This is a genomic window from Bradyrhizobium sp. Leo78 (assembly GCF_059512425.1).
The window spans coordinates 56,735-76,584 of sequence record NZ_JCAMOT010000001.1 but is presented as its reverse complement, the minus strand read 5'-3'; the positions used below and the strand labels follow the sequence as shown (position 1 = coordinate 76,584).

Genomic DNA, 19,850 nt, shown 5'->3' with positions numbered 1-19,850 from the left:
ATGTCTGACTTCTCGTCTGCAAAGCCCTCCCGCCGACGTTTTCTCGGCTCCGCCGCCGCGGGCCTTGGCGTGCTTGGCGGCTTCGGCTTGCCCAAGACCGCGCGGTCGGCGACCGGCCGCACCACCGACACGGTCCGCCTGACCTGGGGACTCAGCGGCCTCAACCTGATCGCAAAGGAGCGCGGCGAGTTCGACAAGCTCTTGGCAAAGGACGGCATCAAGGTCGAATGGCTGGGACCGTTCCCGAACCATGCCCCGACGCTGCAGGCGGTGACGGGCGGCAGCGCGGACTTCAGCTTCGGCGGCAGCACCACGCCGGCGCTGGCCGCGATCATCGCCGGCTCGCCGCTGGTATTCACGCAATTCGTCGTTTACGAGCCACGCACCACCGCGATCATCGCCAAGGACGATTCCGGCATCAACAAGATCGAAGATCTCGTCGGCAAATCGGTTGCGGTGAACCGTTCAGGGCTCGGCGAATTCCTTCTGGTCGCGGCTTTGGAGAAGCACAAGGTCGACCGCTCCGCGGTGAAATTCGTCTATCTCAATCCGCCCGACGCGGCGCCGGCGCTGGCCTCCGGCAAGGTCGATGCGTGGTCGATGTGGAGCCCCGGCGTCGACATTGCGCGGCTCGAATACAAGGCGCACGATATCTTCCTGGAGGGGCGCGACCTTGATTTCCAGATCGACTACACCTCCTATCTGACCACCCGCAAATTCGCGACCGACAATCCGGCGCTGGTCCGCGCTGTCAACGACGCCTTCCGCGCCGAGGGCAAATGGATTTCCGAGAACAGCAAGGACGCGGAGTACATCGCGCAGAAGGCGGGCAAGTACAGCGACCAGGTGCGTGACCAGTTCATCGCGCTGCAGCGGAAGTACCGCTACTTTCCGGTCAATGACGAGAAATTTCTCGCCGACTTGCAGAAGGCCGCCGACTGGCTGGTGGCGCGCAAGGTCTTGCCTGAGCCGGTCAAGATCACCGACCACCTCGCGCAGCTCTGAACGATCATTCCAACTCCATCCAGGTCAAACGATGAACAAGCCTGTATCTGCACTTTCCTTGGGATCGTCGCACCGTCTCGATCCCCGCTCACCAGATGTTGAAGCGCTCCTGAAACATATTGCCGAAGGCGCCAGCGAGCGCGAGCGCGACCGTGTCCTTCCGTTCCAGGAGATCGACCTGATCCGCAAGGCGCGGCTCGGCGCGCTGCGGCTGCCAACGGCGGCCGGCGGTGCCGGCAGCACGATCCGCGAATTGTTCGAGGTCGTGATCCGCCTTGGCGAGGCCGACGCCAACGTCGCGCATATTCTGCGCAACCACTTCAGCGTGGTCGAGCGTCTGGTGCGCACGCCCAAGGACGAGCAGAGCCGCGAATGGCAGAAGGCGGTCGCGGGAGGCGCCATCATCGGACTTGCGACCACGGAGCTGGAGAGCCCGAAGGTCGGCGACATCACGCCCAACACGACGCTGACGCCCGATGCGAACGGTGACTTCCTGCTGAACGGCACGAAATATTACAGCGCCGGCACGCTGTATTCGGACTACGTCCTGGTGCGCGCCGCCGATCCGTCCGGAGCGACTGGCGCCACGATCATCCCGGTGAAGCGAGAAGGCGTCGAGCTGATCGACGATTGGGACGGGCTCGGTCAGCGGCTGACGACAACCGGTACCACCCATTTCCGCAACGTGAAGGTCAAACGGCAGGAGGTCGTGTTCGATGCGCCTGACATCGGCTACGGCGTGCCCTATTCGAACACGTTCGCGCAACTGTTCCTGACTGCGATCGTCGCCGGCATCGCGCGCTGCAGCCTGCGCGAGGCCGCTGCCCTCGTCCGCTCCCGCAAGCGGACCTTCTACTATGCGCCAAGCCAGATCCCGACCGACGATCCGCTGCTGCAGCAGACCGTCGGCCAGATCGCAAGCGGCGCGTTCGCCGCGGAGACCGTCGTGCTCGCTGCGGCCGACGCGCTTGACGTCGCGACCGATGCGTTCGACGCGGGTGCCGCCAACGCGGTCGAGGCCGCGCACAAGGCCGCGCTGCTGTCGGCAAAGGCCAAGATCGTGGCGGACGAATTCGCGATCCGCGCCGGCAGCCTGTTGTTCGACGTCGGCGGCGCCTCCGCCACCAAGAAGGTCACGAACTTCGACCGCCACTGGCGCAATGCGCGGACCCTGTCCTCACACAACCCAACGACCTTCAAGGCGCGCTCGATCGGACAATACGAGATCAGCGGCACACCGCTGCCGGCGAAGGGCTTCTTCTAGAGCATGCGTCGGAAAAGCCCGTCCCGGGTTGCCGTGCTGACGCTGCCGGAACGCGCTCCGACTTTGACCTGAAGGTGTGATCTCGATCACAAATAAATCGGGCCAACCGCGCTAACGTCCGCCCCGCTTGCTGAATGTCTGCGGGGACAAAATCGATGGACGATGAGTTTTGCAGAGAAAGAGCGCGCGCGGTTCGGGCTATTGCGGAGCAAGCAGATCCATTCATCAAGCGGCGCCTGCTGCAGTTGGCTCACCACTATGAGCGACGCATTCGCCTGTCTGAAGGCAACAAGGATGACAGGGACCCGGATCGGAAGGTGCCGACCGAGTCCCAGATGAAGTCCGCCCGTGGCACCTAGCCCAGCACCGGCAGCGTGATGATCTCGTAGCCGTGGCTGATGCTGCGTTTCAAGACGGGATCTTCAATGACATAATCGAAGCGGCTGGCCGGGCGGATGCCACCCTTGGCAGCGAAAGTGCCGCAGAACATGGCACAGCCATCAGGCAGTCGGGCAGTGCCAAATCCGCGCTCGATCAGATCGGGCACCGGCAGCATTCCGCTCAGCGCGCCTTCCTGATAAAGCACGCGTTCGCCGTCGATCGTCGCCCAGGATCGCAGCATGATCTGATCCCAGTGGCTTTCGATGTCAGCGAGATCCCACAGCATTGGCGCCACAGGCTTGTCGCACATCTGCTTTGATACCGTGATGTTGTAGGTCTCGACCTTGCGGTCGGTATGATCGGAGCCGACGCCGACGAACGTACGCCCTTCGAATCCAAACAGTACGAACTCGACCTCCCCGCTCGACTCGGTGCCGGTGCATTCAATGCTGCCGGCGGTCGTCAGCCTGCGCGCGGCACATCGGTAATAGATCGGGGTCGAGGCCGGGGGCGCGATGCCGATCGCCGCAAGCTCGGCAATGTGCTCGTCGCGCGCGACCGGATCGCGCCCGGTCCAGCCGGCGATCACCGCCTGCGTGATCGACAGTTTGAGCGGCGTCGTGGCGTTCTTGGCAACCAAAGTGAATTCGATATCGTTCTTCATGTCCGTTCCATGTGGCGTGCTCGATTTTCTTGAGCCGAGCTTTACAGGCTACGATCCGGGGTGAGTTGATTGCGATTGACGCGCAGTTCGATGACGGTCGGTAGATCCGCCCTTGCCGCCCGGGCAAAGGCATCGGGGAATTGATCGTGGTGATCGACGATCTCGCCGTGCGCCCCATACGACTTCGCCAGGGCCCCGAAATCTGGATTCAGCAAGTCCGTGCCGCTCGGCCTGGCCGGAAAATGGTTTTCCTGATGCATCCGGATCGAACCGTACATGCCGTTGTTGACAATGATGACAATGATCGGAAGCTTGTGCTGAACCGCGGTCGCGAACTCCTGCGACGCCATCATGAAACAGCCGTCGCCGGCGAGACAGACCACCGTACGCTTCGGGTGACGCAGCTTCGCTGCGATCGCGGCCGGCAGCCCATAGCCCATCGAGCCGGACTTCGGCGCAATCTGGGTACCGAGTTGCCGGTAGCAGTAGTAGCGATGCAGCCAGATCGTGTAGTTCCCGGCGCCATTGGTGACAACGGCATCATCAGGCAACACGCGATTGAGATGGGCGATCACCTTGGAGAGATCGAAGCTCGCTGTCGCCGGCCGAGGTGACTGATAATCGACCAGAGCCTGGCGTGACTCCTCGCGCCATGTAGCCCATGGCTTCGCATCCAGTGGCCGCAGCTTCGCAAGCGCGGCCACGAAATTGGACGATTTCGATTGGATCGCGAGCGTCGGATTATAGGTCCGGCCGAGCTCCTCGGCTCCCGGAAACACGTGGATCAGGACTTGCTTCGGCGTCGGCACGGCGAGCAACGAAAAATGGTTGGTGGTGACATCACCAAGCCTGTCCCCGATCACCAGGAGCAGGTCTGCCGCTTTCACGCGCTCCATCAACGCCTTGCTGCAGCCGAGACTGAGATCGCCGACATAGTGCGGGCTTCGATTGTCGAGCACATCCTGCGACCGGAACCCTGCAACGACCGGCAGATCGTTGCGCACAACGAACGCGTCGAATTGCTTAGCCGCCTCCGGCGTCCAGCCGAGATTGCCGACGATGACGAGCGGCTTCCGGGCACGACCGAGCAGCTCGCCGACCTGCGCTATTTGCTGATCTGACGGCGCGGTCTGGACAATCTGCGCAGGGAGCGCATCGGCGACATCGCTCGTGCTACTCAGGACGTCTTCGGGGAGCGACAGCACCACCGGGCCGGGGCGTCCCTGCATCGCGATGTGGACTGCACGATTGACGAACTCGGGAATCTGGTCCGGTGACTGGACCTCGCCGACCCACTTCGTCATGTCGTCGAACGTTCTGACGTAGTTGATCTCCTGGAACGCCTCGCGACCGCGGTGGCTGCGCGGCACCTGTCCGATGATCAGGATCATCGGCGTCGAATCCTGCCAGGCGGTGTGCAACCCGATCGCGGCGTGCATCGCGCCGGGGCCGCGGCTGACGACGCAAACGCCGGGACGTCCGGAAATCTTGCCGTCCGCTTCCGCCGTGTGCGAAGCCGTGGCCTCATGACGACAGGTGACGAAGTGGATGCCTGCATCCAGCAGCGAATCGAAAATCGGCAGCGCGCTCTCGCCGGGCACGCCGAACATTCGGTCGATGCCATTGACGCGCAATGCGGAGACCAATAGCTGGCCGCCGCTGCGCAAAGCCGTTACCGGACCGGCCGGTTGCTCCGGATCATGCTTGTTCACGCTCGTTCCTGATTGCGTTACGGCGCCTTGCTGGCCGCTCACTCCTGGAAGACTTCGACGCGGCGCTGCCGCACCGTCGGCATCATGATCGAGATCAGCAAGGCTGCCGAGATCAGGAGCAGCGCGAGACTTATCGGCCGCTGCAGGAAGACCATCGGATCGCCATGCGAGGTGATCAGGCTGCGCCGAAAGTTCTCCTCGACCATGGGTCCGAGCACAAAGCCCATCAACAATGGCGCCGGCTCGGCGTCGAGCTTGCGCAGGACGTAACCCAGCAGGGAAAAGCCGACCGTCATGTAAACGTCAAAACTCGAATTATTCACCGAGTAGACACCGATGGCGCAGACGACGACGATGACCAGATAAAGCAGCCGGTAGGGAACCGCGAGCAAACGAACCCAGATCCCGATCATCGGCAGATTGATGATCACCAGCATTGCGTTGCCGAGGAACATGCTGGCGATCAGGCCCCAGAACAGGTCTGGCTGCCGGGAGATGATCATCGGTCCGGGCGCGATGCCGTGCAGCGTCAACGCACCGACCATCAGCGCCATGGTGGCGCTGGTCGGGATACCCATCGTCAGCAGCGGCACGAACGAAGTCTGCGCCGCAGCGTTGTTGGCGCTTTCCGGCCCCGCCACGCCTTCAATGGCGCCATTGCCGAACCGTGACCGATCCTTGGCGACGCGCTTCTCGAGGGCGTAGGCGGAGAACGACGCGATGGTCGCGCCACCGCCCGGCAGGATGCCGAACAGCGTACCGAGCGCGGTGCCGCGCAGAACCGCGCCCCATGCCCCTCGCAATGCGCTGAATGACGGCCAGATGGTACCGATCCGCATCTTGTTGACGATGCGGACCGATGCCCCTTCGAGATTGGAGATCACTTCGGCGACGCCGAAAAGCCCCATGACCAGCGCGACGAAATTGATGCCGTCGGACAGTTCAACAAGGCCGAAGGTCATGCGGGCTTCGCCGGTGTTGAGGTCCATGCCGACCATGCCGAGCAGCAGGCCGAGAAAGATCATCGCGATGGCGCGAAACGCGGAGCCGTTGGCGAGCACCACGGCCGAAACGAGCCCGAGCACCATCAGCGAGAAATAGTCCGGCGACGCGAACTGCTGCGTCATCAAGGCGAGCGGCGGTCCAAGCAGCGCGATGACGACGGTGCCGATGCATCCCGCGATGAAGGAGCCGATGGCCGCAATCGCGAGCGCCTCGCTCGCCCTGCCCTGCTGGGCCATTTTGTAGCCGTCGATGGCGGTGACCACGGAGGTGGATTCGCCGGGAATGTTGACCAGGATCGCCGTCGTCGACCCGCCATACTGCGCGCCGTAGTAGATGCCGGCCAGCATGATGATCGCGGAGACCGGACTGAGCGCATAGGTCGCCGGCAGCAACAGCGAGATCGTGGCGACCGGACCAAGGCCCGGCAACACACCGATCAACGTGCCGCAGATGGCACCGACCAGGCAGAAGAAGAGATTTATCGGCGTCGCGGCGACGGCGAAGCCATGACCAAGCTGGGCGAAGACATCGGTCATGGCAAGAGGTCCACCGGAATCTTGAGAAGCCACACAAAGATCACGGCCGAGGCCGCCGCGAGCAGCACGCCGCTCACGAGGCTCTGCCGCCAACGCGTCTCGACGGAGGCAAAATGCGCAATGGCCACCTGCGCGAGGATCGCGATGATCAACCCGGCGCGCTCGACCAGCACGCCGAAAGCCGTGAACGACAGCAGGATGCAGATCAACGGCCGCAGATGGAACGATCCAATCGGACTGCCTTCGGCGAGCAGCCCCTTGACGGCGAGGCAAAGCCCCATGCCGAGCAGAACGAGCGCAAGCCCGAGGGGGAAGTAGCCCGGCCCCATCTCCAGGACGGTGCCAACTGAAAGCGTTCGAATATAAAGCAGTGCCACGATCGCAACCGCGATCAGCAGCAAGCCGGAATAGAAGTCGGTATTGTTGCCGCGTCCGGCAGATGACCTCATGCTGATATTGCCTCCCGCTGACCTATCCCGAGGCCAGTCAGTTCTTCTTCTCGGCGATTTCCTTGAGGAGCTCCCACCACTGTTCGACTTCAGCTGCGATCTGCGCCTTGTATTCGTCAGGCGTGGTGAACACGGTCGAGGCGCCGACCACCGCCATGCTCTTCTTGACCTCGGGGTCCGCCGCCATCTTCTTCAGCACGTCCGACAGTTTGGCGATGATCGGGTCCGGCGTGCTGGCCGGCGCCATCAGGCCGTTCCATGACTCGACGCTGTAGCCCGGCGTCACCGTTTCAGACACCGTCGGCAATTGCGGCGCGAACTCGTTGCGCTTGGCCGAGGTCACCGCCAGCGCGCGCACCTTGTTGGCTTCCATCTGCGGCAACGCATCGGTCATGTTGGTGAATGACAAATTGACCTCGCCCGACACTACAGCAGCCGTGGCCGGCGAACCGCCCTTGAACGGAACGTGGGTCATCTTGGTGCCGTTCCGCGCATCGAAGAGCTGCACCGAGTAATGCATCAGGCCGCCGGCGCCGCTGGACCCATAGCTCAGCTTGCCGGGGTTGGCTTTCGCGTAGGCAACGAGATCCTGCATCGTGTTGATCGGGAGCGACGGGTTGACGATCACGGTCTGCGGAATCGTGCTGACGACACTGACCGGCTTGAAACTCTTCACCGGATCGTACGATGTCGTTTGCGCGACCGGAGCGACCGAAATGGCGCCGACGCTGCAGATGCAGAGCGTGTAACCGTCGCCCGGCGACTTCGCCACGAGGTCGGAGCCGACAATGCCGCCGCCGCCGGCGCGATTGTCGACGATCACCGTCTGTCCCAATTCCTTCTCGAGATATCGCGCGGTGATGCGCGCGACTGAATCGGTGTAGCCGCCGGGCGCATAAGGCACGACCAGCTTGATGGTTTTGCTCGGCCACTCCTGCGCCGATGCCGCCGTGGCGCTCAATGCCATGCCTGCCGACAGAATGGCCGCCGCAATTCGCATCATCTTTCGTTTCCCCGCCTGTGATCTATTGAGTGAAGATGGTTCAGGTGATGTTCGATCCCGCAAGGCCGAGAGCGTTCCTGGCGACCGCCTCGCCCGCGGTGAATTCACTGAGCTCTACCGGCGTCGGCGCGAATTCGACCCGCCGGAACTTGTCCTGATCCTCGAACGGCACCGTGGCGTCGATGCCGAGCTTGGTACGCACGCCCTCTTTGCTGACGCGCACATATTCGTGGCCGCGCGCACCAGGGATCATGAACAGGTCGGCGGACGCTTCCATCCGCGTCGCCACCGCATATTCCACGTCGATGGGATCGCGGATGTCGATATCGTGGTCGACCACGGTGATGAGATCGAGATCCTTCAACGCACCGAATGCGGCCAGGATCGCGTTGCGCTGAAGCCCGTTGTGCTGACGGCTCTGCTTGTGGACCTGGATCACCGCGTGGAAGCGATGCAGACCGCCTGACGTCATCTCGACGTCAGTCACGATTGGAATCGCCGACTGCAGCACTTTCAAAAGGCTGGCTTCGAGTACATATTTCCGCAGGATGATGGTCTCGCGTCCGAAGCCGTTGATGACGTGGTAGATCGGACGCAGCCGATGCGTGACCGCGGTGATCTTCAGGACCGGCGCGTCGGCCGCCGGCGCGGCGAAGCCGACGAACTCGCCGAATGGCCCCTCGGGAGCGACCTCGTCGGCGAGGATCTCACCTTCGAGGACAAACTCGCTCTCCGCCGGCACCAGGATGTCTTGCGACACTGCCTTACCGACCGTGAGCGGACGGCCCGCGAGCCCGCCCGCGACGGCAAGCTCGTCGGCGCTTTCCGGCATCTGCGACCCCATAGTCGCCGCGGTAAAGTGCAGCGCGAGGTCGGTACCGATGCAGACCGCGACCGGCAGCGACCTGCCCTGCTCCTTGGCGCGCTCGAACGCCAGCCGCAAGTGACGACCGAAGTCGAGCTTAATCGCGACGCGGTCCGGCCCCAAGAGCTGCAGGCGATGGTAGGAGGCGTTGTAGATGCCGGTGACCGGATCCTTCACCACCACGATGCCGGCGGTGATGTAGCGGCCCGCATCGCCCGGTGCGTGAAACAACGCGGGTATGATCTTCGTAATATCAAAGCCGGTGCGGAGCACCACTTCCTGAACAGGAACTTCTTTCACGAGCTCGGGCTTCAGCGGACCACCGAGGGCGCGCTGCACGAGACCGCGGATGCCCCTGAAATCCAGCCCGAAACCCGCTTCGCAGTTTTCTCTCGAACTCAGGAGATTGCCGACGACCGGAACGTCCGCGCCCTTGACCGACGGAAACAGCAGGACCTGCTTGCCGTCGTGCTTCTTCAACATCGCGGCGAGCTCGAGGTGCGGATCGACCGGCTTTTCATAGGTGAGGATGCGGCCACGTTGCGCCAGACGGGCCAGCGCCGAACGGAAACGCGTATCGAGAACTTCAGGCTGCAAGATCGATCCCATCTAAATTACTAAACAAGAATAGCTAAGCAATAAAGCTAGTCAAGCCTGCTTGCTAGGCACGCCGTGCTGAAGATGTGCGCGCCGTGCGCGCAGACTTAGTTGGAAGGTCCAAGCGCTCGATCGACAATCGCGTCGATCAGCGAGAGCTGCGCCGCACTCGGCTCGCCTTGGCGCTCTTGCAGCGCAAAATCAATCACGGCTCGCAATGCGCTGACGATGTCCTTACGCTGCAGTGCACGCGAGCGCGCCGGCAGCTTCGCAAGCCATTGCGCGAGCGCTTCATTCTGCAACCGTTCGGCGGACAGTTCGGCCGCCTTGATGCTCGACCGCAATTTCTCGGTCTGCTCGTTTGGCGCCGGCGCAGGCCCCGATTTCAACGTCGTGCGGAGCGCGCGCAGCGGAAGCACGATCCGCTCACGCCAGTCGCGACATGCTGCATCCATCCCTGCAATATCGGATGGCGTCAGCGCGATCCCACGGCGGACGGCGGCGAACGTGGCCATCAACAACATCATGACGTCGACGGCGCATTCGTTCTGTAATGCAAGGCAGGCATCGGCGATGCCCGGCTCGGCATAAAGCTCCAGCGCAAACGCCCAGCTTTCCGCATCGATTGCCTGGCTCGCGCCGGCCGTGGCGCCGTTCTCTTCCCCTGACGCCGCGCCGCTCAACGCGGTTCCTTGGCATCGGCAGGCGCAAGCCCCCGCCAACGACTGACCACGTTAGTCGAGATATCAAAGAGGTCGAGGACGCGGCCGAGCGTATGATCAACCATCTGATCGAGGCTTTCCGGACGCGCGTAGAACGCGGGCACCGGCGGGTAGACGATGGCGCCGATTTCGGTCGCGGCCACCATCGACTTGAGATGGCCGAGATGCAGCGGCGCCTCACGCACCATCAGCACGAGCCGGCGACGCTCTTTGAGGACCACGTCGGCAGCGCGGGTCACCAGCGACGACGTCACGCCGCTGGCGATCTCGGCGAGGCTCCGCATCGAACACGGCGCGATCACCATTCCGAGCGTCTTGAACGAGCCGCTCGAGATCGAGGCGCCGATATTATCGACCTGGTGGACGACATCAGCCAAGGCCGTCACGTCAGAGACCTTGAGGTCGAGCTCCTGGGTCAGCGTGATCTTTGCCGAACGGCTCATCACCAGATGAGTCTCGATCGGCATCGACTTCAACAGTCGCAGCAGCCGGACGCCATAAATGGCGCCCGATGCTCCGGTGATGCCGACGATCAGACGCCTCGGCTCGCCCTCAGGCGGGATCGAAATAGTGAATCTCCATCAGAAGGCAGCCGGTCACCGACTTGAACGGTCCATGATAGACGCCCGGCGGGCGGCATGCATAGGTATTCGGCTTGAACGACTCGCCGCCATTGCCCTGCTCGTCATTACCGACGATCAGGTCGCCCGAAAACAGGAACACCTCTTCCCAATATTCGTGCACGAACGGCTTGGTCGTGTAAACGCCCGGCTCGAACCGAAGCAGCCGGGTGCGGCTGCCGCGCTTGTTCACTTCATCCAGGGCGCCCGAGAGGATTTTCTGCTGGATACCGGCCGGATAGCCCGGGGGCGTCTCCCACCCGCTGGACATATCGATGGCGCGAAACTCGTCGTGAAGCTTGTTGATTGCCATTTTTCGACTTTCCTGAAGTTTAGGCGACCGCTCGGGACGATGAAGCCGGTTTTTGGCCGTTGGTCAATTCGTCCGTCAGATCGTAGCTCGACAGCATCTTGTCGAGCAACGCCGCCGACTTCTGCCAGTCATAGGTGCGGAAGGCATGCCCCTTGGTGACGAAGGTCGCACCGGCATAGAACATCTCATATTGCGCATGCCGCGAGGCGAATTCCGATCCGACCGCATCCCAGGCGAGCTTGTAGAACTTCACCTTGTCCACGGCGCCGGCGGCCGGCGATTGCTGGGTCTTGCCGATCAGCTTGGCCAGATCCGGATTGTCGAAATCCTTCACGGAGGACGGCAGCATGATCATGCCGCCGCCGGCAAGCTCGCGCAGCGCGTTGATGATCTTGGCATAGAGCTGCTGCGTCATGGTCTGCGCCCCGTAGAGCATCTGCCGATCCGGCACAAAGTAAACGCCGCGCTGCTGGCCCTTGGTCTCCATCGCGACCATGAACGCTTCCACCATGCTGACCTCGGCGGCGAGCTGGCCGAGCGTCTCCTTGACCTGCGGGAAACCGATGATGCCATTGGTTTCCGCGATACGGTGCGCGATTCCCGCAAGGAAGCGCAACTTGATCGAGAGCCGGATCATGGCCTGGTAGTTCTGGTAGACGTGCGCCGGCGTGACGTGGAACTGCTTCTGGCACATCGCGATGTCATCGACGATGAACACCCTGTTCCAGGGCACCTTAACCTCATCGAAATACAGAACCGCATCGTTCTCGTCGAAGCGGCTCGCCAGCGGGCTGTCGAACACCGCCCCGGCCCCCGCCTCGTAGGATTTGCGCGAGAGGATCTTGAGTCCCTTGGTGTTCATCGGGATCGCAAAGGAGATCGCGTATTTTTCATCGCCCGGCTGCAACGGCTGGATGCAGGTGACGAACACCTCATTGGCCATGATCCCGCCGGTCGCCAGCATCTTGGCGCCGCGCACAACGATGCCGTCAGCATCGCGCGACACGATGCCCGCGGTCAGGTAGGGATCGGCCTGCCCAGCGGCGCTCTTCGAGCGATCGGCCTGCGGATTGATGATGACGTAGGTCAGATAGAGATCGTTGTCGCGCGCGTAGCGATAATAATCCGCAAGAGCCTTGGCGCGCTCCTTGTCATAGGCCTCGAAGACCTCGAGCCCCATATACATGCCCGCAATGCACGAGGCGACATGGTCCGGCGCTCGCCCCATGAAGCCGGCATGCAGCTCTGTCCACGCTTCCAGCCCGCGCCGGCGCCTGACCAGCGCCTCATAGCTGCCCGGCAACTCCCAAATGCGATTGGCGCGGGTGCCGGTGTCGGTCTCAAACGTCATGAGCTCGCGATTTTCCGGCGCGCTTTGGAAGTCGAACATCCGACCGACCGAAGCCACGGCGCCGCGAAACGCCGGATGCGTGGTGACATCGGTCACCAGCTCGCCATCAAGATAAACTTCGCGTCCGTCGCGTAGGCTCGCAATGTGCTGTGCGCCAGTCTTGATCATGAAGGCCTCGAGATCTCCTGGATGGATTTACTAGTAGTGCATTGGAAGCGGCCATTCCGGGCTGCTTTCGGTTCCGGCAAGGCTGCGATAGGCCCCGCGAAAGAATATAAGCGGTTCTTTAGGAGGATGGGCGGAAAACCGCACGACCCTCCCGACGAAGATCACATGGTCACCTCCGTCATACTGCGCGTAAGGCACGCATTCGAAATGCGCCAGCGCGCCGGCGATCAGCGGCGCCGACATATGGCCGATCGTGTGCTCCACCGCAGTCCATTTATCGCCGAGCGCCCGGGCGAATTGGTTCGACAGATGCTCCTGATCGTGCCCCAGGATGTTCACGGCATAACCCTTGGCCTCCGTCATCGCGGTCAGGCTGAAGGCCTTGCGGTCGATCGAGAACAGGATCAGTGGCGGATCGACCGAGACGGAATTAAACGAGCTCATGGTCAGCCCGATCGCACTTCCGTCGGCAGCCTGCGCGGTGATCACGGCAACCCCGGTGGCAAACTGCCCCAACGCCCGGCGGAAGGCACGCGAGTCGATATCTGTGGTTGCGGTCATCAGGAGTCACAAGCCCATAATTAGCTTTATAACAAAGCTATATTATCGAGGTAAAAAGACCGCTGTCAAGCAAGCCGATGCCGATCTTTGCGGCAGCGCAACGCAAGCTGTTCGTGCTTGTGCCAGACGACATATCGCGGCGCAACAGCGAGGAATTCATGCAGAGCAAGACAAGATCACGGACAGCCAAGACCAATCGGAAGGCACAAAAGCCTGGAATTGAGCCAACGGTCTCGATCCCGCATTTGATGATGGATGGGTCCGACTGGGCCTTTCGGCACTTCATTCACGATGCGCTCGCCTTTTTTACAAGATTGCAGGCGGTACGGAGCCAACTCGGCGCGGTGCTCGGTCTGTCCGGAACGCAGTATACGGTGCTGATTGCGGTCGCACATCTGAGCGGCGAGAACAGGAAGATTGGAGTGAACCAGATCGCCGAACATCTGCACTTCAGCAGCGCCTTCGCCACAATCGAGATCAACAAGCTCGCTGCCAGGGGCCTTATCCACAAGCACGTCGATTCGGTGGATCGGCGGAGGGTCATCCTGACAGTGAGCCCGAAGGGCCGAGCCTTGCTCAGCGAGTTGGCGGCGGTGCAGCGTCCGGTCAATGACATCCTGTTTCGCGGGTTGTCGGCAACCGACTTCCGGAAAATGCGCAAGCTGATGTCCGGCATGGTCTATGCCGCGGACGAGGCGACACACCTGATCGAGAATAGGTTACGCTGCCGCCAGCGGGCGATGTGGGATCGTGAGGCTTCCTGATTGCCCCCAGTTCTTGTGGCCCGTTATCCACGTCAGATTGGCGCCTGCCGCGTTCTTGCTTCGCAACTAAGCTATTGCTCAAACATATTTGATGCGGCAGGATTTGCAGCAACTGGTTTGGGAGAAACTCATCAAATGAAACTCGATGTCAGGCGCCTGCTCTGTTTCACCGATCATAAGGAGATCGAGGCTGGCCAGCGCCACGCGAGGCCGCTGCGCCGTGTCGCCGCGGTCGCGATCATCCAGAACCCCTACGCCGGCCGCTACGTCGAAGACCTGTCCGAAGGGACCGCTGCCAGCGCGGAGATTGGAGCAGTGCTGGCCAAGCTGGCGCTCGAAGCGCTCGGGCCGCACAAGGCCGAAAGCTATGGCAAGGGCGGGGTCGTCGGCCTCGGCGGCGAACTCGAGCACGCCAACGCCTTGCTGACCACCACCTTTGCGACGCCGCTGCGGGAGGCCGTCGGCGGCGCCAAGGCCTGGATCCCCTCCTTCACGAAACTCGCGGCGCCAGGGTGCCTGATCGACGTTCCGTTGGCCCATAAGGACGCCCTTTACGTCCGCTCACACTACGACGGCGTCTCGGTGACGCTGCCGACCGACGCACCGGCCGCCGACGAAATCGCGCTGATCGTCTGCCTCGCCAATCGCGGCCGCCTCAACGCGCGTGTTGGAGGCCTGTCTGCTGACGCCATCGTCGGCGAGGACGGACTACACTAACCCCAGCGACAGGACTCTCCATGCGCACCGCGATCGTCAACATCGGCACCATCGTGACGGGCGACCTTGCCGCTCCCTTTGCCAAGGGCGACGGCATCTTGATCAATGATGGCAGGATCGTCGAGATCGGAACGCTTTCCGCTGACGCGGTCGCAGCTTGCGATGTGGTGATTGATGCCGCGGGAACGACGGCGGTGCCCGGGCTGATCGACAGCCACGTGCACATCACTTTCGGCGACTACACCCCGCGCCAGCGCGTGGTCGGCTATCTCGAAAGCTATCTGCACGGCGGCACGACGACGGCGATCACCGCATCGGAAGTGCATGTGCCTGGCCGACCGAAGGATGCGACCGGCGTCAAGGCGTTGGCGCTGGCGGCGCGGGCGTGCTTCCTGGATTATCGTCCCGGCGGCGTGCGGGTTCACGCCGGCTCGGTCATTCTCGAGCCCGGCCTCACCGAGGGTGATCTTGAGGAACTCGCAGGGGCCGGCATCTGGCTCGCCAAGGCAGGGTTCGGCGCCTTCGCCACGCCTTTCGACTATGCACCGCTGATGCAGGCGGCGCGACGATTGGGCATGGTGACCACCATGCACACCGGCGGCTCCTCGATCCCCGGCTCGTCAGGGATCTGGGCCGAGCATGTGCTGGCGTCCAATCCGACCGTGTCCTTTCACGTCAATGGCGGTCCGGTGGCGATGCCGGAGGCGGGCTTTGCCCGGCTGGTCAACGAGAGCACCATTGCCTTGCAGCTTTGCACCGCGGGCAATCTGCGCACCGCGCTCCTGACCGCCAAACTGCTCGACGAAGCGGGGCAGCCGGAGCGGCTGTTGATCGCCACCGATACGCCGACCGGAAGCGGCATCATGCCGCTCGGCATGTTCTACACGATCAGCCACCTGGCAAGTCTCGGCGGCATGCCGCCGGAACAGGCGATCGCCGCGGCCACCGGCAACAATGCGCGCGTCTATCGGCTCAACACCGGTTTGCTGCAACCCGGCAAGGAAGCCGACGTGCTCCTGATCGATGCCTGCGCCGGCGGCTCGCAGGACGACGCCTTGTCGGCCTTGCGCAACGGCGACGTCCCCGCGGTATCCGCCGTATTGACGGCGGGCATTCCGCGCTTCGTGGGTCGCAGCCGCAACACGCCGGCGGGCATCCGCAACGTGCGCGTCGCGGAAAACCGCCTGCCCCGCGACTTCTCAGGCGCCGCGCATTAGACCCGACGCGTTTTCCGCGCAGATAAGTCTGCGCAATCTGCGTAAACTTGATTGCTATGCGAACCGGGTCCACCCTCGGATCAAGTCCGAGGGCATGCTTCGCTCGAAAACGCTTCTAGTTCTCAAAATCCGGCAACCGGTACTTGCTCGCCAACCGGTCGGCAAGGCCCGAGGCGCGATCCCAGTCATAGGTGCGATAGCTGTGGCCGCGGGTGACGAACTGCGCACCGGCGTAGAACATCTCGTATTGCAGATGACGCGAGGCGAATTCCGAGCCGACCGCATCCCAGGTCATTTTCAGCATCTTGACCCGCTGCTCGCCGCTCATCGCCGGCGAGATCTGCGTCAGCGAGATGATGTCGGCCAATTCCGGATTGGCGAAATCCCGCACCGATGACGGCAGCATCAACAGCGCCCCACCGGCCAGTTCACGGATGGTGCTGATGATCTGCGGGTACATTTCCTGCGACTGGACCTGCGCCGCATAAAGCAGATGCTTGTTGGGCAGGAAATATTCGCCGCGCATGGCGCCGCCGGCTTCCATGCCGAACACCATGCCCTCGATCAGCGCCGCCTGGGAGGCGAGCTTGCCGAGCGTATCGACCACTGGCGGAAAATTGATGGTACCGATGGCCTGCGCGATGCCGCGCGCCAGGCCGACCAGAAACCGCAGCTTGACCGAAAGCCGGATCTGCGCCTGATAGTTCTGATAGATATGCGCCGGCGTATCGTGAAGCTGTGCCCGGCACATGTCGGTGTTGCGCAGCAGGAAAACGCGCTCCCACGGCACCTTGACGTCGTCGAAGAACACCAGGGCGTCGTTCTCGTCGTAGCGATAGGCCAGCGGATTGTCGTACTCGCTGACCGCGTGCGCCTCGAACGACTTCCGCGACAGCATTTTCAATCCCTTGGTGCCCATCGGCAGCGCACAGGAAAATGCCAGATGCTCCTCACCCGGCCGGAGGGGCTGGCCGGAGCCGACAAACAGCTCATTGGCCATGATCGCACTGGTGGCAAACAGCTTGGCGCCGCGAATGGTGATGCCGGAAGCGTCCTCGTCGACGATGCGGGCCACCATGTCCTCGGCGCCCTTGCCCTGGCTGCCGAACGCCTTGGAGCGGTCGCCCTGCACGTTGTTGATGACGTAGGTCATGAACAGGTCGCTCTTGCGGGCGTAGTCGAACCAGTCGCGAAACGCCTGGGCGCGCTTCGGGTCATAATTTTCGAAAACCTCGATGCCCATCATCATGCCGGACATCGAAGACGCGACGTGGTCCGGCGATCGGCCGAGGTAGCCGCAGGACAATTCGGCCCACTCCACCAGCGCCTTCCGGCGCTCGACCAGATCCTCATAGCTCCTGGGGAGCTGCCAGGCCCGGCTGATGCGCCGGCCGCCGCCGACGTCAAAGGTCATCCGCTGCAGATTGTCGGGATGCGCCTGATAATCGTACAGCACACCGGCCGATTCGACGGCATGACGATAGGCAGGATGCGTCGATACATCGGCAACGCGCTCGCCGTCGAGAAAAACCGCCCTGCCGTCCCGCACGCTTGCGACGTGCTCGGCGCCGTTCTTGACCAAACCGCCCACAGCCGCCCCGGATGATGCCTCGTCCATCGCGATCCCCCAAAAAACATCGAACAAATGGCACCTCGTGCCAGCCCGATGCAGGATTAGATAGCTAATATCCGAAGCTATTATGGGCTGAATGTCAAGGCGGCAATCAACGCTGTGCCCCTCCGGGCACAAGCATTGCAATGACAAGCATTGCAATTGCCATTGGGACCGTTCAATCTTCCGACGAACCCAATCAATGAGATGATCCCTTGGCCAAGACAGCAGCGCGCGCCATCACCACCAAACCCGGCGCCGGACGCATCGCCCATCGCACTGCGCTCACAACCTCCCGCCCTGAACTGCTCGTAGACGGCTCCGACCAGCAGTTTCGCAAACTGGTGCACAGCCTGTTCGGATTTCTGGCCCGGCATCAAACACTGCGCGATGGCCATGCCGCCGTCATCGGTCTTCCCGGGATCGAATACACCACGCTGATCGCGATCCGGCATCTGGCGGCGCAAGGCGACGTCCACGTCAAGACCGTCGCCGACCACCTCCATCTCAGTGGCGCCTTCGTCACCACCGTGACCAACAAGCTGGAAAGCAAGGGCTTGATCGAAAAGGCTGCGCATCAGGGTGACCGCCGACGGCTCTCGCTCAGCGTCACGTCGCGGGGCGTCGAATTGCTCGAGCGGCTGGCGCCGACGCAAATGCAGATCAACGACGTGGAATTTGGCTGCCTGAGCGCGCGGGAGTTCGAGATGTTGCTCGACCTGGTGCAGCGCCTGGTGGAGTCGAGCGACCGCGCTATCGCGCTGCAGCGATACCTGGCCGAAACCAACGTCCAGCCGATGGCCTCGCCATCGCGTAAATCCTCGTCCAAGCCGCGGAAGACCGGCAAGGCGTGACAGGTTGCCGCAAACTTCACCGCAGTGCCGAAAAAATAGCTTCCAAAGAGAACTAATCTACAAAGCTGCGAAATTTTCGTTTGTCAAAGAGCCAAATCTGTTGGAGCATTAGCTACGCGCGGGGCCACTGGCACGCCGCGTGCATTGCACCCTTCCGAGATCGGCTGCTGTAGGCAGCCATGGTTAATAGCAACGGAAAGAAGTCGATGTTGAAGGTCATATTGAACCCGTCGCGGCTGCTAGGCACCCTCGCCGTGATCTCGCTGAGCGCGGGCAGCGCATTGGCGCAAGCCCCGGAGATCGCGCTTGGCGCGGTCGTGCCGAGCAGCGGCCCATTCGCCGAATGGGGCCGCAGCAACAGCGTCACGCTGAAGATGCTGGAGAAGCAGACCAATGATGCCGGCGGCATCAACGGCGCCAAGCTGAAGATCACCATTCTCGACGACGGCGCCAAGCCGGCCCAGGCGGCGAGCTCGCTGCGCAAACTGGCGGGCGACGAAAAGGTTCTCGCAGTCGCAGGCCCGCTGACCAGCAGTGCCGCGGAAGTGACGTTTCCTGTCGCCAACGAGATGAAGGTGGTCGCAACCTCGCAGGCTTCCTCGAAGCCTGGAGTAGCCAAGCTGAACCGCCCGTGGGCGTTCCGCAACACCATCGACGAAGGCGTGCTCGCCAAAACGACGGTGCCCTATTTCAAGAAGGCGTTCAACATCAAGACCGTCGGCATCATCTTCGATGCCAAGGACGCCACCGCAGCGACCGTCGGCAAGGCGATCATGCCCGCCGCGCTGAAGGCGAACGAGATCGCCATCGTCAATGAATCCGACCCGCTGTCCTTCAACACCGGCGATCTCGACGTCAGTGCCCAGGTCACCAAGCTGAAGTCGCTGAACCCGGACGGTGTGGTCGTCAGCGCGGACTATAGCCAGGCCATCACCGTGCTGCGCGAGATGAAGCGCCAGGGCCTGATCAAGCCGGTCGTCGGCGCCACCCAGTTGATTTCGTCGGCGATCCTCAAGGCCGCGCCGGAAATTCCGATCATTGCGCCGGCGACCTTCTTCGCCACCATGAAAGGCGAAGCGGCCGAGAAGTTCGTCGCCAGTCTGCAGCCACTGCTGCGCAAGGAGAGCGGCTTGCCGGCCGAGATCGAACCGAGCATGTATGACGCCAACATCTATGAGATCGTCAGCATGTATATCGATGCGATCAAGAAATCCGGTGTGACCGGCAAGCCTGCAGACGTCGAGGCCGATCGCGCCAAGATCCGCGACCATCTTGCCAAGCTGGAAGGCTTCCAGGGCCTCGGCGGACCGATTGGCTTCAACGACGACGGCGATGCGATCAAGGCGTTTTACGTGCTGCAGGGTCAGAACGGCGCCTGGGACACCAAGGTCCGCGGCTGCAGCTCCGCGCCCAACCACGCCGGCTGCTGATCGACCCGGCAATCATTCGGTGGCCGGGTTCGCCCGGCCC

Annotated in this window: 20 protein-coding genes; 8 read left to right on the top strand and 12 right to left on the bottom strand. The window is 62.5% G+C overall.

Annotated elements, in window-relative coordinates:
* The 3 genes from AC5ZG1_RS00345 to AC5ZG1_RS00335 all read left to right on the top strand — a co-directional run bounded on the left by AC5ZG1_RS00345 (position 1) and on the right by AC5ZG1_RS00335 (position 2,628).
* Positions 1-1,005, top strand: a complete 1,005-nt coding sequence (locus AC5ZG1_RS00345; protein ID WP_496131674.1) for an NrtA/SsuA/CpmA family ABC transporter substrate-binding protein — start codon at positions 1-3, stop codon at positions 1,003-1,005.
* A gap of 31 nt (positions 1,006-1,036) precedes the next feature.
* Entirely contained in the window at positions 1,037-2,269 is a 1,233-nt protein-coding gene (locus AC5ZG1_RS00340; RefSeq protein WP_496131673.1) for an acyl-CoA dehydrogenase family protein, read from the top strand.
* Positions 2,270-2,424: 155 nt separating this feature from the next.
* Positions 2,425-2,628, top strand: a complete 204-nt coding sequence (locus tag AC5ZG1_RS00335; protein WP_130224220.1) for a hypothetical protein — start codon at positions 2,425-2,427, stop codon at positions 2,626-2,628.
* Here the strand turns inward: AC5ZG1_RS00335 and AC5ZG1_RS00330 are convergent.
* The 11 genes from AC5ZG1_RS00330 to AC5ZG1_RS00280 form a co-directional block, all read right to left on the bottom strand.
* The gene (locus AC5ZG1_RS00330; protein WP_496131672.1) at positions 2,625-3,314 is read right to left on the bottom strand and encodes a DUF2848 domain-containing protein; all 690 of its coding nucleotides are present in this window, start codon (positions 3,312-3,314) and stop codon (positions 2,625-2,627) included. The genes AC5ZG1_RS00335 and AC5ZG1_RS00330 overlap by 4 nt on opposite strands.
* 41 nt (positions 3,315-3,355) lie before the next feature.
* Positions 3,356-5,026 carry a thiamine pyrophosphate-binding protein gene (locus AC5ZG1_RS00325; RefSeq protein ID WP_496131671.1) on the bottom strand — a complete coding sequence of 557 codons (1,671 nt, stop codon included), beginning with the start codon at positions 5,024-5,026 and terminating at the stop codon, positions 3,356-3,358.
* 38 nt (positions 5,027-5,064) lie between these two features.
* The gene (locus AC5ZG1_RS00320; protein ID WP_208819694.1) at positions 5,065-6,567 is read right to left on the bottom strand and encodes a tripartite tricarboxylate transporter permease; all 1,503 of its coding nucleotides are present in this window, start codon (positions 6,565-6,567) and stop codon (positions 5,065-5,067) included.
* Entirely contained in the window at positions 6,564-7,016 is a 453-nt protein-coding gene (locus tag AC5ZG1_RS00315; protein WP_456641119.1) for a tripartite tricarboxylate transporter TctB family protein, read from the bottom strand. Before AC5ZG1_RS00315 ends, AC5ZG1_RS00320 begins: the two co-directional genes overlap by 4 nt.
* A 37-nt stretch (positions 7,017-7,053) precedes the next feature.
* Positions 7,054-8,019 (bottom strand): Bug family tripartite tricarboxylate transporter substrate binding protein, encoded by a 966-nt coding sequence (locus AC5ZG1_RS00310; protein ID WP_496131670.1) that lies wholly within the window; start codon positions 8,017-8,019, stop codon positions 7,054-7,056.
* Between the two features lie 40 nt (positions 8,020-8,059).
* Entirely contained in the window at positions 8,060-9,481 is a 1,422-nt protein-coding gene (locus AC5ZG1_RS00305) for a UbiD family decarboxylase (RefSeq protein WP_165435085.1), read from the bottom strand.
* Positions 9,482-9,588: 107 nt separating this feature from the next.
* The gene (locus tag AC5ZG1_RS00300; protein WP_496131669.1) at positions 9,589-10,164 is read right to left on the bottom strand and encodes a TIGR02444 family protein; all 576 of its coding nucleotides are present in this window, start codon (positions 10,162-10,164) and stop codon (positions 9,589-9,591) included.
* The gene (locus AC5ZG1_RS00295) at positions 10,161-10,766 is read right to left on the bottom strand and encodes a UbiX family flavin prenyltransferase (RefSeq protein WP_496131879.1); all 606 of its coding nucleotides are present in this window, start codon (positions 10,764-10,766) and stop codon (positions 10,161-10,163) included. The genes AC5ZG1_RS00300 and AC5ZG1_RS00295 overlap by 4 nt, the downstream gene beginning before the upstream one ends.
* Entirely contained in the window at positions 10,756-11,136 is a 381-nt protein-coding gene (locus tag AC5ZG1_RS00290; protein WP_028162054.1) for a cupin domain-containing protein, read from the bottom strand. Before AC5ZG1_RS00290 ends, AC5ZG1_RS00295 begins: the two co-directional genes overlap by 11 nt.
* A 19-nt stretch (positions 11,137-11,155) precedes the next feature.
* Positions 11,156-12,655 carry a 4-hydroxyphenylacetate 3-hydroxylase family protein gene (locus tag AC5ZG1_RS00285; protein ID WP_456641122.1) on the bottom strand — a complete coding sequence of 500 codons (1,500 nt, stop codon included), beginning with the start codon at positions 12,653-12,655 and terminating at the stop codon, positions 11,156-11,158.
* Positions 12,656-12,685: 30 nt separating this feature from the next.
* Positions 12,686-13,216, bottom strand: coding sequence for a flavin reductase family protein (locus AC5ZG1_RS00280; protein ID WP_496131668.1), 531 nt, complete (start codon positions 13,214-13,216; stop codon positions 12,686-12,688).
* Between the two features lie 77 nt (positions 13,217-13,293).
* On the opposite strand from AC5ZG1_RS00280, the gene AC5ZG1_RS00275 reads away from it, so the two are divergent.
* The 3 genes from AC5ZG1_RS00275 (at position 13,294) to AC5ZG1_RS00265 (ending at position 15,914) form a co-directional block, all read left to right on the top strand.
* Complete coding sequence (locus AC5ZG1_RS00275; RefSeq protein WP_496131667.1) at positions 13,294-13,980, top strand: MarR family winged helix-turn-helix transcriptional regulator; 687 nt, start codon at positions 13,294-13,296, stop codon at positions 13,978-13,980.
* A gap of 135 nt (positions 13,981-14,115) precedes the next feature.
* The gene (locus tag AC5ZG1_RS00270; protein WP_496131666.1) at positions 14,116-14,697 is read left to right on the top strand and encodes an amino acid synthesis family protein; all 582 of its coding nucleotides are present in this window, start codon (positions 14,116-14,118) and stop codon (positions 14,695-14,697) included.
* A 20-nt stretch (positions 14,698-14,717) separates the two neighbouring features.
* Positions 14,718-15,914, top strand: coding sequence for an amidohydrolase family protein (locus tag AC5ZG1_RS00265; protein ID WP_496131665.1), 1,197 nt, complete (start codon positions 14,718-14,720; stop codon positions 15,912-15,914).
* Positions 15,915-16,029: 115 nt separating this feature from the next.
* On the opposite strand, the gene AC5ZG1_RS00260 is transcribed toward AC5ZG1_RS00265, so the two are convergent.
* On the bottom strand, positions 16,030-17,532 hold the full coding sequence (locus AC5ZG1_RS00260) for a 4-hydroxyphenylacetate 3-hydroxylase family protein (protein WP_496131664.1): 1,503 nt from the start codon (positions 17,530-17,532) through the stop codon (positions 16,030-16,032).
* Positions 17,533-17,741: 209 nt separating this feature from the next.
* Here AC5ZG1_RS00260 and AC5ZG1_RS00255 point away from each other — a divergent pair, with 209 nt between their 5' ends.
* Together AC5ZG1_RS00255 and AC5ZG1_RS00250 are read left to right on the top strand one after the other, a co-directional pair.
* Positions 17,742-18,380: a MarR family winged helix-turn-helix transcriptional regulator gene (locus tag AC5ZG1_RS00255; protein ID WP_456641127.1), complete on the top strand. Its 639-nt coding sequence runs from the start codon at positions 17,742-17,744 to the stop codon at positions 18,378-18,380.
* A 206-nt stretch (positions 18,381-18,586) separates the two neighbouring features.
* Positions 18,587-19,810, top strand: a complete 1,224-nt coding sequence (locus AC5ZG1_RS00250; protein WP_456641128.1) for an ABC transporter substrate-binding protein — start codon at positions 18,587-18,589, stop codon at positions 19,808-19,810.
* The last annotated feature ends 40 nt before the right edge of the window (positions 19,811-19,850 follow it).